This is a genomic window from Mesorhizobium sp. KR9-304 (genome assembly GCF_040049215.1).
In the GTDB taxonomy this organism is placed as follows: Bacteria; Pseudomonadota; Alphaproteobacteria; order Rhizobiales; family Rhizobiaceae; genus Mesorhizobium_K.
On record NZ_JBDZDN010000001.1, the window covers coordinates 1,962,978 to 1,975,050 of the forward strand.

At 63.9% G+C, this 12,073-nt stretch carries 16 protein-coding genes and 1 tRNA gene; 11 read left to right on the forward strand and 6 right to left on the reverse strand.

Annotated features, from left to right (window positions below):
• From ABLE71_RS09410 to ABLE71_RS09425, 4 genes are all read left to right on the forward strand, one after another.
• Entirely contained in the window at nt 1-924 is a 924-nt protein-coding gene (locus ABLE71_RS09410; RefSeq protein WP_348783076.1) for an ABC transporter permease, read from the forward strand.
• On the forward strand, nt 917-1,717 hold the full coding sequence (locus tag ABLE71_RS09415; protein WP_348783077.1) for an ABC transporter permease: 801 nt from the start codon (nt 917-919) through the stop codon (nt 1,715-1,717). Before ABLE71_RS09410 ends, ABLE71_RS09415 begins: the two co-directional genes overlap by 8 nt.
• 18 nt (nt 1,718-1,735) lie before the next feature.
• Nucleotides 1,736-2,770: an extracellular solute-binding protein gene (locus ABLE71_RS09420; RefSeq protein ID WP_348783078.1), complete on the forward strand. Its 1,035-nt coding sequence runs from the start codon at nt 1,736-1,738 to the stop codon at nt 2,768-2,770.
• Nucleotides 2,771-2,861: 91 nt separating this feature from the next.
• The gene (locus tag ABLE71_RS09425; RefSeq protein WP_348783079.1) at nt 2,862-4,052 is read left to right on the forward strand and encodes a serine hydrolase; all 1,191 of its coding nucleotides are present in this window, start codon (nt 2,862-2,864) and stop codon (nt 4,050-4,052) included.
• A gap of 42 nt (nt 4,053-4,094) precedes the next feature.
• Here the strand turns inward: ABLE71_RS09425 and ABLE71_RS09430 are convergent.
• A tRNA-Ala gene (locus tag ABLE71_RS09430) sits at nt 4,095-4,170 on the reverse strand.
• A 172-nt stretch (nt 4,171-4,342) separates the two neighbouring features.
• Here ABLE71_RS09430 and ABLE71_RS09435 point away from each other — a divergent pair.
• Together ABLE71_RS09435 and ABLE71_RS09440 are read left to right on the forward strand one after the other, a co-directional pair.
• Nucleotides 4,343-4,636, forward strand: coding sequence for a YggT family protein (locus ABLE71_RS09435; protein WP_348783080.1), 294 nt, complete (start codon nt 4,343-4,345; stop codon nt 4,634-4,636).
• 11 nt (nt 4,637-4,647) lie between these two features.
• Nucleotides 4,648-4,959 carry a DUF167 family protein gene (locus ABLE71_RS09440; protein WP_348783081.1) on the forward strand — a complete coding sequence of 104 codons (312 nt, stop codon included), beginning with the start codon at nt 4,648-4,650 and terminating at the stop codon, nt 4,957-4,959.
• A gap of 103 nt (nt 4,960-5,062) precedes the next feature.
• Here the strand turns inward: ABLE71_RS09440 and ppa are convergent, their stop codons facing one another.
• Nucleotides 5,063-5,593 (reverse strand): inorganic diphosphatase, encoded by a 531-nt coding sequence (gene ppa / locus ABLE71_RS09445; RefSeq protein ID WP_348783082.1) that lies wholly within the window; start codon nt 5,591-5,593, stop codon nt 5,063-5,065.
• A 217-nt stretch (nt 5,594-5,810) separates the two neighbouring features.
• Between ppa and ABLE71_RS09450 the strand changes: the two genes are divergently transcribed.
• Entirely contained in the window at nt 5,811-6,494 is a 684-nt protein-coding gene (locus ABLE71_RS09450) for a ceramidase domain-containing protein (protein WP_348783083.1), read from the forward strand.
• Between the two features lie 22 nt (nt 6,495-6,516).
• Here ABLE71_RS09450 and ABLE71_RS09455 read toward each other — a convergent pair whose 3' ends face one another.
• The 4 genes from ABLE71_RS09455 to ABLE71_RS09470 form a co-directional block, all read right to left on the reverse strand.
• Nucleotides 6,517-7,023, reverse strand: coding sequence for a GNAT family N-acetyltransferase (locus ABLE71_RS09455; protein ID WP_348783084.1), 507 nt, complete (start codon nt 7,021-7,023; stop codon nt 6,517-6,519).
• Nucleotides 7,024-7,127: 104 nt separating this feature from the next.
• The gene (locus ABLE71_RS09460) at nt 7,128-7,766 is read right to left on the reverse strand and encodes a TPM domain-containing protein (protein WP_348783085.1); all 639 of its coding nucleotides are present in this window, start codon (nt 7,764-7,766) and stop codon (nt 7,128-7,130) included.
• Entirely contained in the window at nt 7,767-8,630 is an 864-nt protein-coding gene (locus ABLE71_RS09465) for a YgcG family protein (RefSeq protein ID WP_348783086.1), read from the reverse strand.
• 29 nt (nt 8,631-8,659) lie between these two features.
• Nucleotides 8,660-9,286 (reverse strand): LemA family protein, encoded by a 627-nt coding sequence (locus ABLE71_RS09470; protein WP_348783087.1) that lies wholly within the window; start codon nt 9,284-9,286, stop codon nt 8,660-8,662.
• Nucleotides 9,287-9,443: 157 nt separating this feature from the next.
• Between ABLE71_RS09470 and ABLE71_RS09475 the strand changes: the two genes are divergently transcribed.
• From ABLE71_RS09475 to ABLE71_RS09490, 4 genes are all read left to right on the forward strand, one after another.
• Nucleotides 9,444-9,701: a hypothetical protein gene (locus ABLE71_RS09475; protein WP_348783088.1), complete on the forward strand. Its 258-nt coding sequence runs from the start codon at nt 9,444-9,446 to the stop codon at nt 9,699-9,701.
• A gap of 4 nt (nt 9,702-9,705) precedes the next feature.
• On the forward strand, nt 9,706-10,590 hold the full coding sequence (gene pdxY / locus ABLE71_RS09480; RefSeq protein WP_348783089.1) for a pyridoxal kinase PdxY: 885 nt from the start codon (nt 9,706-9,708) through the stop codon (nt 10,588-10,590).
• 2 nt (nt 10,591-10,592) lie between these two features.
• Complete coding sequence (locus tag ABLE71_RS09485) at nt 10,593-11,357, forward strand: DUF429 domain-containing protein (protein ID WP_348783090.1); 765 nt, start codon at nt 10,593-10,595, stop codon at nt 11,355-11,357.
• Nucleotides 11,358-11,418: 61 nt separating this feature from the next.
• Nucleotides 11,419-12,060: a carbonic anhydrase gene (locus ABLE71_RS09490; protein ID WP_348783091.1), complete on the forward strand. Its 642-nt coding sequence runs from the start codon at nt 11,419-11,421 to the stop codon at nt 12,058-12,060.
• Nucleotides 12,061-12,073: the final 13 nt, after the last annotated feature.

Sequence of the window (12,073 nt, forward strand, 5' to 3'; positions counted from 1 at the left end):
ATGGCGGCTGTGGCGCAGACGGCGGAGGCGAGGGCGCGAAAAGACGTCGCCAATCGCTGGCTGCTTTCGGCCCCCGCGCTCATCATCATCCTGTTCGCGGCAATAGGCCCGCTTTTCATCGTTCTCGTTTACTCCTTCCTGGCGCCCGGCCCCTATGGCGACGTCAAATGGGAGTTCTCGTGGGATGGCTGGACCTCCGTCCTTTTCCAGCGCGACATATTCGATGAGACGCTGTCCTTCGCCGACGCGCACCTCTCGATCTTCTGGCGCTCGGTGAAGCTTTCGCTGGCGACCACCGTCATCACGCTGATCGTCGGCTTTCCGACCGCCTATTTCATCGCCACGCGGCGCGAGAGGGACCGCGACATCTGGCTGTTCCTGATCACCATTCCGTTCTGGACGAACCTCTTGATCCGCACTTTCGCGGTGCTCGAGATCATCCGCAACGAGGGCATCGTCAACAAGCTGCTGATCGGCATAGGCCTGACCGATACGCCGATCCAGATGCTGTTCACGGACTTCGCCATCATGATTGGCATGGTCTATGTCTATCTGCCGCTGATGGTGCTGCCGCTCTACGCCAGCATGGAGAAGCTCGACTTCCGACTGGTCGAGGCCGGCTACGACCTTTATGCGACCCGTTTCAACGTGCTTCGGCGCATCATCTTCCCGCTGGTGAAGCCCGGCGTCATCGCCGGCTCCATCCTCGTCTTCATTCCCTCGCTCGGCGCGTATGTGACGCCGTCGATACTCGGCGGAGGCAAGAATTTGATGATCGGCAATCTGATCGAGCTGCAGTTCGGGCAGGGCCGCAACTGGCCGCTGGGCGCAGCGCTTTCCATCGCCTTGATGGTCGTCGTCATGATCACGCTGCTCGTCTACGTCCGCAACGCCGGCGCCGGCGGAGAGCAGCATCATGGCTAGGGCGTTCTCGATCCGCCGGCAGCCAGGCTTCACGACGATCGCGGTCGCCTGTTTCGCCGCGCTCTATGCGCCGATCCTCATCCTCGTCTTCTATTCCTTCAATGCCGGCACCTCGCTCGCAAATTTCGAAGGCTTCTCGCTGCGCTGGTTCGAGGCGGCGTGGAACAACGAGGCGGTGATCGAGGCGTCGATCCGCTCGCTCCAGATTGCCTCGACCGCGGCGGTGCTTGCGACGGTCGCGGCAACCATGGCGGCGCTCGCCACCACGCGCACGGCGCCTTATCGCGGGCTTACTTTCAAATACGCCTTCATAAACCAGCCGCTGATGGTGCCGGAAATCGTGACGGCGGTGGCGCTCCTGATCTTCTTCTCGCGCATCAAGGTGTTCACCGGCTATTCAGGCCTCGGCTATCTCATCATCGCGCACACGGCTTTCTGCATTCCGTTCGCCTATTTGCCAATCAGGGCGCGGCTCGAAAGCATGGACCTGACCCTGGAACGCGCGGCCGCGGACCTCTACGCCACCCCCTGGAAGACCTTCCGCCGGATCACCATGCCGCTGCTGTGGCCCGGCATTCTGGCCGGCCTGATGCTTGCCTTCGTCATCTCGCTCGACGATGTGGTGATCACCAATTTCGTCAAATCGGGGGGACAGGATACGCTGCCGACCTATATGCTCGGCCAATTGAGAAGGGCGATAACGCCCGAAATGAATGCGATCTCGACCGTTTTCCTGCTGCTGTCGGTCGCGATCGTGACGCTTTTCTTCTTCGCGAGCAGGAAACAGAGCTGACAAATGGGAGCCATAACGATGAACTGGAAAATAACCGCCGCGGCCGTAGGGGCCGCATTGCTGGCCTCGACCAGCCTCGCCAGCGCGGAAGGCGAGCTGCAAATCTACAATTGGGGCAACTACACCAGCCCCGAGATGATCAAGAAGTTCGAGACGGAAAACAACGTCAAGGTGACCATCACCGACTATGATTCGAACGACACGGCGCTCGCCAAGATCCGCCAGGGCGGCCACGGCTTCGACATGGTCGTGCCGTCACAAAACTACATCCCGATCTGGATCCAGGAAGGGCTGCTTCTGGAGTCGCGGCCCGACGAGATGGCCAATTTCAAGAACGTCAAGGAAGACCTGAAGAACCCCGAATTCGACCCCGGACGCCACTACACGGTGCCGTGGGCGATGGGCACCGTCGGCATCGTCGTCAACACCGACGTCTACAAGGGCCCGATCAACACCTGGGGCATCATCTTCGACACGCCTGCCGAGCTGAAGGGCAAGGTCAACGTCGTTCCCGAGATGACCGACGTGATCGACGCGGCCGTGCTCTACAATGGCGGCAAGAAATGCACCGGCGACCTCGAAATCCTGAAGAAGGTCCGCGACACGCTGGTCAAGGCCAAGCCCGACTGGGTCGCCATGGAGTACGGCACGATCCAGAAAATGGGGTCGGGCGACTTTGCGGCGTCGAGCGACTGGAACGGTTCCGCGATGCGTCAACGGCTCGCCAATCCGGCCATCCACTACGCCTATCCGAAGGAAGGCTTCGTGATGTGGAGTGACAACATCGCCATCCTCAAGGACGCCAAGAACGTCGACAACGCCAAGCTGTTCCTCAACTTCATGATGGACCCCGAGAATGCCGGCATGAACTCGGCCTTCCATCGCTATGCCAACGGCATCGCCGGTTCCGAAGCCTTCATGCCAGCCGACATGAAGGGGGCGATGGAGATCGAGGTTCCCGAGGAGCTCAAGTCGATCGCCGTGCCGTCGCAGACCTGCGCGCCGGAGGTGCAGGAACTCTACACCAAGATCTGGACCGAACTGCAGAAGTAAGCGCAAGCACCGGCCCGGCGGATATCCGCCGGGCCGGCTTTCCTTCAATGCGGAAAGGCGTCGCTCCCTGGCGTTCCGCGAAAGACAATCCATGACCCTGCCCGAAAATCTGTTCCGCGGCCGCTACGGTTTTGCGCGCGAGGCCGTGACGCTTGCGAACTGGCGCACCAGCCCCTATTCGCGCTGGAGCTTCACCAACGTCGCCGAACTGGTGCCGAGCGCCGTGATCGAGGCGGCGTCCGGCCGGTCCGAGCCTCCGCTGGCCGACCCTGCCTGGCTGCTCGGCCAAAAGATCGAGCTTTCCAGTGGCGTCGCGACGGTCGGCGCCTTCCTCGAAAGCTGCGACACCGATTGCCTCGTCGTGATGAAGTCCGGCAAGGTCGTTGCCGATCATCATTCCCCCCTGCATCGTCCGCATGACCGCCACATCATCTTTTCGATCAGCAAGTCGCTGACGGCGATCCTTGCCGGCGTGCTCGAGGACGAGGGCAGGCTCGATCCGGAGGCGCCCGTCATCGACTACGTGCCGGAAATGTCGCATTCGGCTTACGCCGAAGCGACGGTGCGGCACGTGCTCGACATGCGCGTCGCCGTCGCCATCGAAGAGACGTACCTCGACCCGATGAGCGCCTACGGCCGCTACCGTCGCGCCATGCTGTGGAACCCGCCGCTGACGGGCGAAGAGCCTGAATCCATGCTCGGTTTTCTCGCCAGTCTCGACAAGGCTGAAGGGGCGCATGGCGGCCCGTTCCGCTACCGCTCGCCCAATTCGGACCTGCTCGGGATCGTCGTCGAGCGCGCATCCGGCCAGCGTTATGCGGACATCATGCGCGACCGGCTCTGGCGCGGGGTCGGCGCGCATTCCGACGGGCTGGTCACTATCGACCGGGCCGGCACGGCCAGGGCTGCCGGCGGTGTCTCGATGACGGCGCGCGATCTCGCCCGGGTCGGCGAGATGATGCGACTAGGCGGTGTCGGCCCGATAGGGCACGTAGTCTCCGAGCGCTGGGTGCGCGATACGCTTGGTGCGGGTGACCGCGCGGCCTGGAAGGCAGGCGATTTCCCGCATCTTTTTGCCAACGGCAGCTATCGCAACAAATGGTATTCGAGCGGGCGCGAAAGCGGCGCCTTCTGCGCCATCGGCATCCACGGCCAGTGGCTCTATGTCGATCCGGCGGCGGAGGTGACGATCGTGCGCTTCTCCTCGCAGCCGGTCCCGGTCGACGATCCGGTCGACCTCGACTGCGTCAGGCTGTTCCAGGCGATCGCCGAGCGGATTTGATGAGCGGGGAGGCAAAAAAACGCGCTGCCGCGTTTGACCCGCTGGTGGAGCTGAGGGGGATCGAACCCCTGACCTCGTCATTGCGAACGACGCGCTCTCCCAGCTGAGCTACAGCCCCGTCCAGCGGATGGCGCATTTATCGACCGGCTTCCCTGCCTGTCAAGCATTGCTCGCGCCTGCAAGTGGCCGGTTTCTATCGTCCCGGCGGTCATCTCGAGGTCATCTCGACGCTGCGCCCTTGCCGCCCCGCCGGCCAATGGCTAAATGTCGCGGGTTCATAGGAGACCGGCATGCTCGCCCTCATTCAGACCGTGGTCCTGGCGCTCGACATCTATTGGTGGATCATCATCGCCTCGGCGATCTTCTCCTGGCTCCATGCCTTCAACGTGGTCAATCCGCGCAACCAGTTCGTCGGCACGATCGGCAACATGCTGTTCCGCCTGACCGAGCCGGCGCTGCGGCCTATCCGCCGGTACATGCCGGATCTCGGCGGCATCGACATCTCGCCGATCGTCCTGCTGCTGATCCTGTTCTTCATCCGCCAGTTCATCGTAAACACCATCGCGCCGGCGCTGCTGGCCTGACCTCCCTCGCCTTGGCCTCCTGCTTCAGGCTTCGCGCCGACGGGCTCGACCTTTTCGTGCGGCTGACGCCGAAAGCATCGGTCGATGCGATCGACGGCCTCGGGACGGCCGCCGACGGTTCGATCCACCTTGCCGTCCGGGTGCGGGCCGTGCCGGAGAAGGGTGCTGCCAACACTGCCCTCGAACGGCTGCTTGCCAAGCGCCTTGGCCTGCCCAGGACTTCCCTTCATGTGGTCGCCGGTTCGACGTCGAGGCTGAAGACCGTTCGCCTCTCCGGCGACGGAGCGATGCTGGCTGAAACCCTGAAGCGTGCGATCGGCTAGGGGTCCGTCGGGCATCAGGGGCGCGGCGCGCGCAGGATTTCGGAGCTGAGCAGGCGAACCGACCGACGTGGTGTCGGGGTCTGAGAGCGAAGCGAAAACTGATCTACTTCGCCTTGGCCCGCTCGATCGCATCGACGATCATCTTCTTCGCGCGGGCGCTGTCGTACCAGCCGCCGATCTTGACCCATTTGCCGGGCTCCAGATCCTTGTAGTGCTCGAAGAAGTGCTGCACCTGCTGCAGGGTTATGTCGGGCAAATGCGTGTATTCGGTGACTTTCTCGTAGCGCAACGTCAGCTTGGGCGACGGCACCGCGATCACCTTCTCGTCCTCGCCGGCATTGTCCTCCATCACCAGCACGCCGATCGGGCGCACGTTGATGACGCAGCCTGGCACCAGCGCGCGCGTGTTGCAGACCAGCACGTCGATCGGGTCGCCGTCGCCCGACAGCGTGTGCGGAACGAAACCGTAATTGCCGGGATAGCGCATCGAGGTGTGCAGGAAGCGGTCGACGAACAGCGTGCCGGCCGCCTTGTCCATCTCGTATTTGATCGGCTCGCCGCCGATCGGCACCTCGATGATGACGTTGACGTCCTCGGGCGGATTGTTGCCGCTGGGTATCGCTTCAATGCGCATGCCGTTTGCCTCACGTGATTGCCGATGGATACAAGCAGGTCAGGCCCAGCGCAATGCGGCTCGAGGAATTGATGGTCCGACGAAAAGTCGCGGTAGTCATTCTGCCGCGCACGGATGCGGGTTTCTCAGGGGGGGTTGCATCTATGCGCTTCCCTACACGCGGCGAATCGCCTTTAGCGTATGTGCAACGCCAAGGTGTGCTTTCGGGAGGCTCGGAATGGACCGGCTGTTCGCGTCCGTGGATATCTATTGCGAGCGAACGGATCCGAGTTTGTGGTCCGAGCCCGTCAACGCGCTTACGAATCTCCTGATTGTCGGCGCCGGCTTTTTCGGCCTGGCGCAGGTGCGCTCCAGGAAAACCGGCGTTTACGCCGCGCTTCTCTGCTGGTGGGTCGTGGCGATCGGCCTCGGCTCGCTTCTCTTCCATACCACGGCGATCGAACTGACGAAGTGGGCGGATATCGTCCCGATCGCCACCTTCACCCTGGCAATGGCGATCTTCTGCCTGCGCCGTTTCGCGGGCCTGAACTGGACGAAGACGGCGATCTATTTCTCCGCCTACATCGCGGCCGCTTCCGTCGTGACCTATCTAGTCCCCGCATGGCTGAGCGAAGCCAGCAACGGCACGACTGCGTATCTCCCGGCCTTGGCCGGCTTCGCATTCTTTGGCGTCGTGGCGTTGGCCCATGGCAGCCAGGCGGGATGGTATTGCATCGCCTGCGCGATCATCCTCCTGGCCGGTTTCGTCTTCCGTGCCGTCGATCAGGACGTATGCGCCGCTTTTCCGCTCGGCACGCATTTCCTGTGGCACATTCTGATTGCCGTGATGCTGGGCGTCATCCTGATCGCGGTCGCAAGACATGGCGCACCACGCGGGCCGGCCGAAAGCGAACACAGGTAGAGCGGGCGAGACGCGCCGGGGCTCAATCCCAGACGAAAGCGACTTTTTTCAGAGCCTTCTGGTCGAAGATTTCGACGCCTTCGGCAATGTCGCGGCCGCCAGCGCCTTCATAGAAGGACAGTGCGCCGCCGTTCTCCTCCAGCGCCCAGACGACAAGGCCCCGCAAGCCCGAATCCGACAGCTTCTTGCGCGCCGCGGAGAACAGCCTGCTGCCCAGCCCTATGCCCTGGTATTCCGGCCGCAGGTAGAGCTCGTAGATTTCGCCCTGCTGCGCGAGTTCTCGCGCGCGGTTCTTGCCGATCGTGGCATAGCCGGCGAGCTTGCCGCCGATCTCGATCACCAGGACGGTCGCTGCGCGGCGGATCGCGTTCGCCCACCAGTCCGGCCCGCGTCGGTTGATCATCTTGTTCAGCGCGCGGTGCGGGATGATGCCACTATAGGCGCCGCGCCAGGCCAGCTGGTGCACGTCGGCAATCGCTGCGGCGTCCCTCAGCTCGGCTTTCCTGATGTCGATCGTCAGCGTATTCATGATTTGTTAACCATAAGCGCTGCCCGGACTCCCTGGCAAGCAGGTAATCGCAGCAACCGGCCGTCTGCCACAACTCTATCCCGACTAGCCTTTTTTGGACGAGATCAGATTTCGACGAGATGATCGTCGAGCTCGTTGACGTCGTCCGGCCGGGCCGGAAAATGTTCGGCAAGCAGCACGCCAACGGCCGCGATTGCCGTCACGAAACCGTCGGCCAGCCTGTCGCGACGCGCGTCGTCGAGCAGTCCTGCGACGATCGAGTCCCACATGTCCTGCGGCACCTTTGCGTCGATGCCCGCGTCGGCGATGACCTCCGCGTAACGCTCGGCGAGCGACACGAAAATCAGCACCCCCGTCCGCTCGGCGGTCAAGTGGACGTTGCGCGCCAGAAACTGCTTCAGTGCGTTGTCGTGCGCACGCATATATTGCCAGCGTCGTGGCGCGAGGCTGATACGCAGCGCGGGCAGGGCGTAGACCAGCGCCAGCGCGGCGGCGAGCGCCAGAAGCTGCGCGCCGACGAACACCGGCAGCCGCATGGTCAGCCACCAGGCTTCCATGACGAAGGCGACGGCTAGGCTGATGACCAGGATCGAGGTCGCCACCACCATGGAAGCGGAGAAGAAATAGCCGTCGCTCGCCTTCGCGACTACGCAGTAAATCTCGCCGGCCGTGTTCTTTTCGGCGGTGCGGATCGCCTCGGCGATGCGGTCATGGTCCTCTTGGGTCATGGTCTGTCGCGCCATCTACCAGCTCCCCGATGATCCGCCGCCGCCCGACGATCCGCCGCCGCCGGAAAAGCCGCCGCCGGAAGAACCGCCCGACCATCCCCCGCCGGAGGAGCCCGAGGACCAGCCGCGTCCAGACGAACCCGAGCCTTCGCGCGCGTTATAGTCGAAGGTCATGCCGAGCCATTGGTAGCGGCCGGGACCAAGCTTGCGGCCGTAGATGCGCGGCAGTATGGCGAATGCGAAGCCGCCGAAGAACAGGGTCGCCCAGACGACGAAAAAGAGGGCGACGATCAGCGTATCGGGATCCCAGCCTGTCGTCTGCTGGTTGCGCTGCGCGCGCGCTTCGAGCTCGGCGGCATTGCCTTCGAGCGCCACGATGATGTCGTCGACCGCGCCCGATATGCCGCCCGCGAAGTCGCCCGCGCGGAACGCCGGCACCATCGTGTTCTCGATGATCAGCCTGGAATGCAGGTCCGTCAGCGTGCCTTCCAGCCCGTAGCCGACCTCGATGCGCATCTTGCGGTCGTCGCGGGCGACCAGAAGCAGGATGCCGTTGTCCTCTCCCGCCTGACCGAGCCCCCAGGCGCGGAAAAGACGGTTGGCGAACGGCTCGATCGCCTCGCCGCCGAGGCTGGCGATCGTGGCGACCACGATCTGGTCGGAGGATTTCTGCTCGAAGGCTTCGAGCTTCTGGACGAGCGCTGCTTCGGCTACCGGATCGACCAGCCCGGCATTGTCGACGACGCGCCCGGTCAGCGCCGGCAGGGTCTGCGCGAACGCCGCGAGAGGCAGGAGGAGGCACAAGGTCAGGAGGAAGGACGTCAGCAGAACGCCCGTCAGCCCTCCTGCCTTGGCGCTCGACATCGCGAGGGGACGCAAGGTTCCCATCCCGTCTGGCTCACCTGAGTCTAGTTGAAATCGACCTTTGGCGGCTGCATGGCCTCGTCGGAGGCGGTGAAGTTCTGGAACGGCTGGTTGCGGAACCAGAGCGAGTTCCAGAGAATCGAAGGGAAGGTCCTCAGCGAGGTGTTGTAGACCCTGACCGCCTCGATGTAGTCGCGCCGCGACACGGCAATGCGGTTCTCGGTACCTTCGAGCTGTGCCTGCAGCGCCAGGAAATTCTGGTTGGCCTTGAGGTCCGGGTAGTTCTCGACGACGGCAAGCAGCCGCGACAGCGCGCTGGTCAGCCCGGACTGGCTTTCCTGGAACGCCTTGAATGCTTCCGGGTTGGTCAGCATGTCCGGCGACACGGTCACCTGCGTCGCCTTGGCGCGGGCCTCGACCACGCCCTCCAGCACTTCCTTCTCGTGTGCGGCATAACCCTTGACCGTTTCGACCAGATTGGGAATGAGGTCGGCGCGGCGCTGGTACTGGTTCAGCACTTCGCTCCAGGCGGCCTTGGCTTGCTCCTCCAGGGTGGGAATGGTGTTGTAGCCGCAGGCTGACAGCAGCGGCAGGGCGAACGCCAGGAAGACGAAAGCCGGGAGCAGACGGAATGCGGCGGGCTTCTGGACCAGTGAAAATCGGCTGGGCATGGACATCCCTCGGGGTTGCGATCGAACCGGGACGACATTTAGCACGATGACGCGTGCAAATGACAGTTGCGGCAAGCGTGGTGGTTGCGCAATCGCCGATAGTGTGAATGAAGAACTTGGCCGGCAGCATCGACGGCGAGCGAGGAGTCTCCGGAATATGGCGGATGACCAGGACAGCCAGCGGAAGGCCGAATCGCGGCGCATCCTCGAACGCGTGTCGCAGGAAGCCGAAAGCGGCGGCCGTTCGGTCGTGGAACGCGCTGCGAGACGAGCCCACGACCATGTCACGGCAGCCGATGTGGACGAGGACGACTGGGCCGAGTATTGGGGCACGCGGATAGGCAGGACGCTCGGCGCGCTTCTGCTGATAGGTGTCATTGTATGGCTTGTGCTTTACCTCGCGAGGGGCGGGTAGCGGAATGAATGGAAGTGCGGTCGATACGCCACGGGCGGTGATCGTCATCTCGAGCCACGTGGCGCGGGGATCGGTCGGCAACCGGGCAGCCGTCTTCGCGCTGGAGACGCTCGGCCATCCGGTCTGGGCCGTACCGACCGTATTGTTGCCCTGGCATCCCGGCCACGGTCCGGCGACCCGCATCGTTCCCGACGCGGACCAGTTTTCCGCCTTCATGAAAGATCTCGAGCGCGCGCCTTGGCTCGGCGAAGTCGCCGGCGTGCTGTCAGGCTATCTCGGCGATGCCCGCCAGGCGGTCGATGTCGCCGCTCTCGTGCATCGGGTGAAGGCGCGCAACCCCAGCGCGCTTTACGTCTGCGATCCGGTGATGGGCGACGCCGGCGGGCTCTACGTTCCCGAGGCGACCGCCGAGGCGATGCGCGATCTTTTGCTGCCGCTCGCCGACATCGCCACGCCCAACCGCTACGAGCTCGAGTGGATCGTTGGGGCGAAGCTCGACGACCTGCGCTCGGCGACCGCCGCCGCGCTGGAGCTTGGTCCGCCTCGCATGCTGGTCACGTCCGCACCGGCGATGATGGCTGGCGGCATTGGCAACCTTCTGGTGACGCCGACCGAGGCGCTGCTTGCCGAGCACCGGCAAATTCCCGGCCCGCCCAACGGGCTCGGCGATCTGACGGCCGCCGTTTTCCTGGCTCGGCTCCTGGCCGGCCAGCCCGACGCCAAGGCGCTGCAGACGACGACCGCGGCGGTCTACGAGATTCTTGCCCGCACGGCCAAGCGCGGCGGCGACGAACTTCAGCTCGAGACGGACGCGCGCAGCCTGTCGCATCCGATGGCGATGGTACAGTTCCGCCATCTCACCCATCCCGGCCGGGATCAGCGGGCGTAGCTGTGCCGTCGGGCACGGTCGTCGGCGTCGACGGCTGCCCGGGCGGCTGGATCGCGGTCTGGCGGCACGACAATGACGAGCCGTCGGTCCGGGTCTTCGCTGCCTTTGCCGAACTGCTCAACGTTTTTCCCGACGAGACAATCATCGCCGTCGACATGCCGATCGGCCTGCCGGATTTTTCACGACGGGGCGGGCGAGGACCGGAAGCGCTGGTACGTCCGCTGCTCGGACAGCGCCAGTCAGGCGTCTTTTCCATTCCATCCCGAGCAGCTGTCTATGCCGAAACTGCGACGTTTACGACAGTGGATGCGTGGCACGCGGCGCATCGGCGAGCCAGCGAGGTGGCGCGTCGCACATCCGATCCGCAGCGCGGCGTTTCGATACAGGCTTTCGGCATCTTTCCGAAAATCCGCGAGATCGATGTGCTGCTCAGCGAGCGGCCCGATCTGCGGGAACGCGTGCTGGAGTCGCACCCGGAGGTCGCCTTCATGCGGATGAATGGCGGCCAGCCCATGCGCCTTCCCAAGAAGGTCAAGGGCGTCGTGAACCCGGCAGGCATGGAGGAACGCCAGGCGCTGCTTTGCCGGCATGGCTACGACCTGCAGTTCCTCGATCAGAAGCCGCCCGTCGGAGCGAAACCCGACGATTTCCTCGACGCCTGCTGCATGACGCTCGTCGCGGACCGCATCGCGCGCGGTCAAGCCGTCTCGTTTCCCGATCCGCCCGGTCGCGACGCCCATGGAATCCCTGTCGCCATCCGGGCGTGATCGCCCGGCCGACCTCTGGCCCATGTTGCAGCGCGGCAATTTTTGTCCTTAATGTCCGGCCATGGCTCATCTCCCCGAACATTTGCTCGCCGGCTACCGCAACTTCATGAGCGACCGCTATCCCACCGAAAGCGGGCGCTACCGCTCGCTGGCGCGCGAAGGCCAGGCGCCGGAGACAATGGTGATTGCGTGCTGCGATTCGCGCGCCGCGCCGGAATCCATCTTTGACGCAGGTCCGGGTGAGATGTTCGTCGTGCGAAACGTCGCCAATCTGGTGCCGCCCTATGCGCCTGACGGCGAATTCCATTCCACTTCCGCGGCGCTCGAATTCGCCGTGCAAAGCCTCAAGGTCAAGAACATCGTGGTCATGGGGCATGGCCGCTGCGGCGGCATCAAGGCTGCGCTCGACACGTCCGCCGGCCCGCTTTCGCCGGGCGACTTCATAGGAAAGTGGATGAGCCTGATCGGACCTGCCGCCGAGACGGTCACCAGTTCGACGCTGATGACGGCCACCGAACGCCATACGGCGCTCGAGCGCATCTCGATCCGCTATTCGATCGCCAATCTGCGCACTTTTCCCTGCGTCAGCATTCTTGAAGGCAAGGGGCGGCTGACGCTGTCGGGCGCCTGGTTCGACATCTCGACCGGCGAGCTCTGGGTGATGAACCGCGATACCGGCGATTTCGAGCGGCCCGAAGAATAGCCGCGCGGGTTAC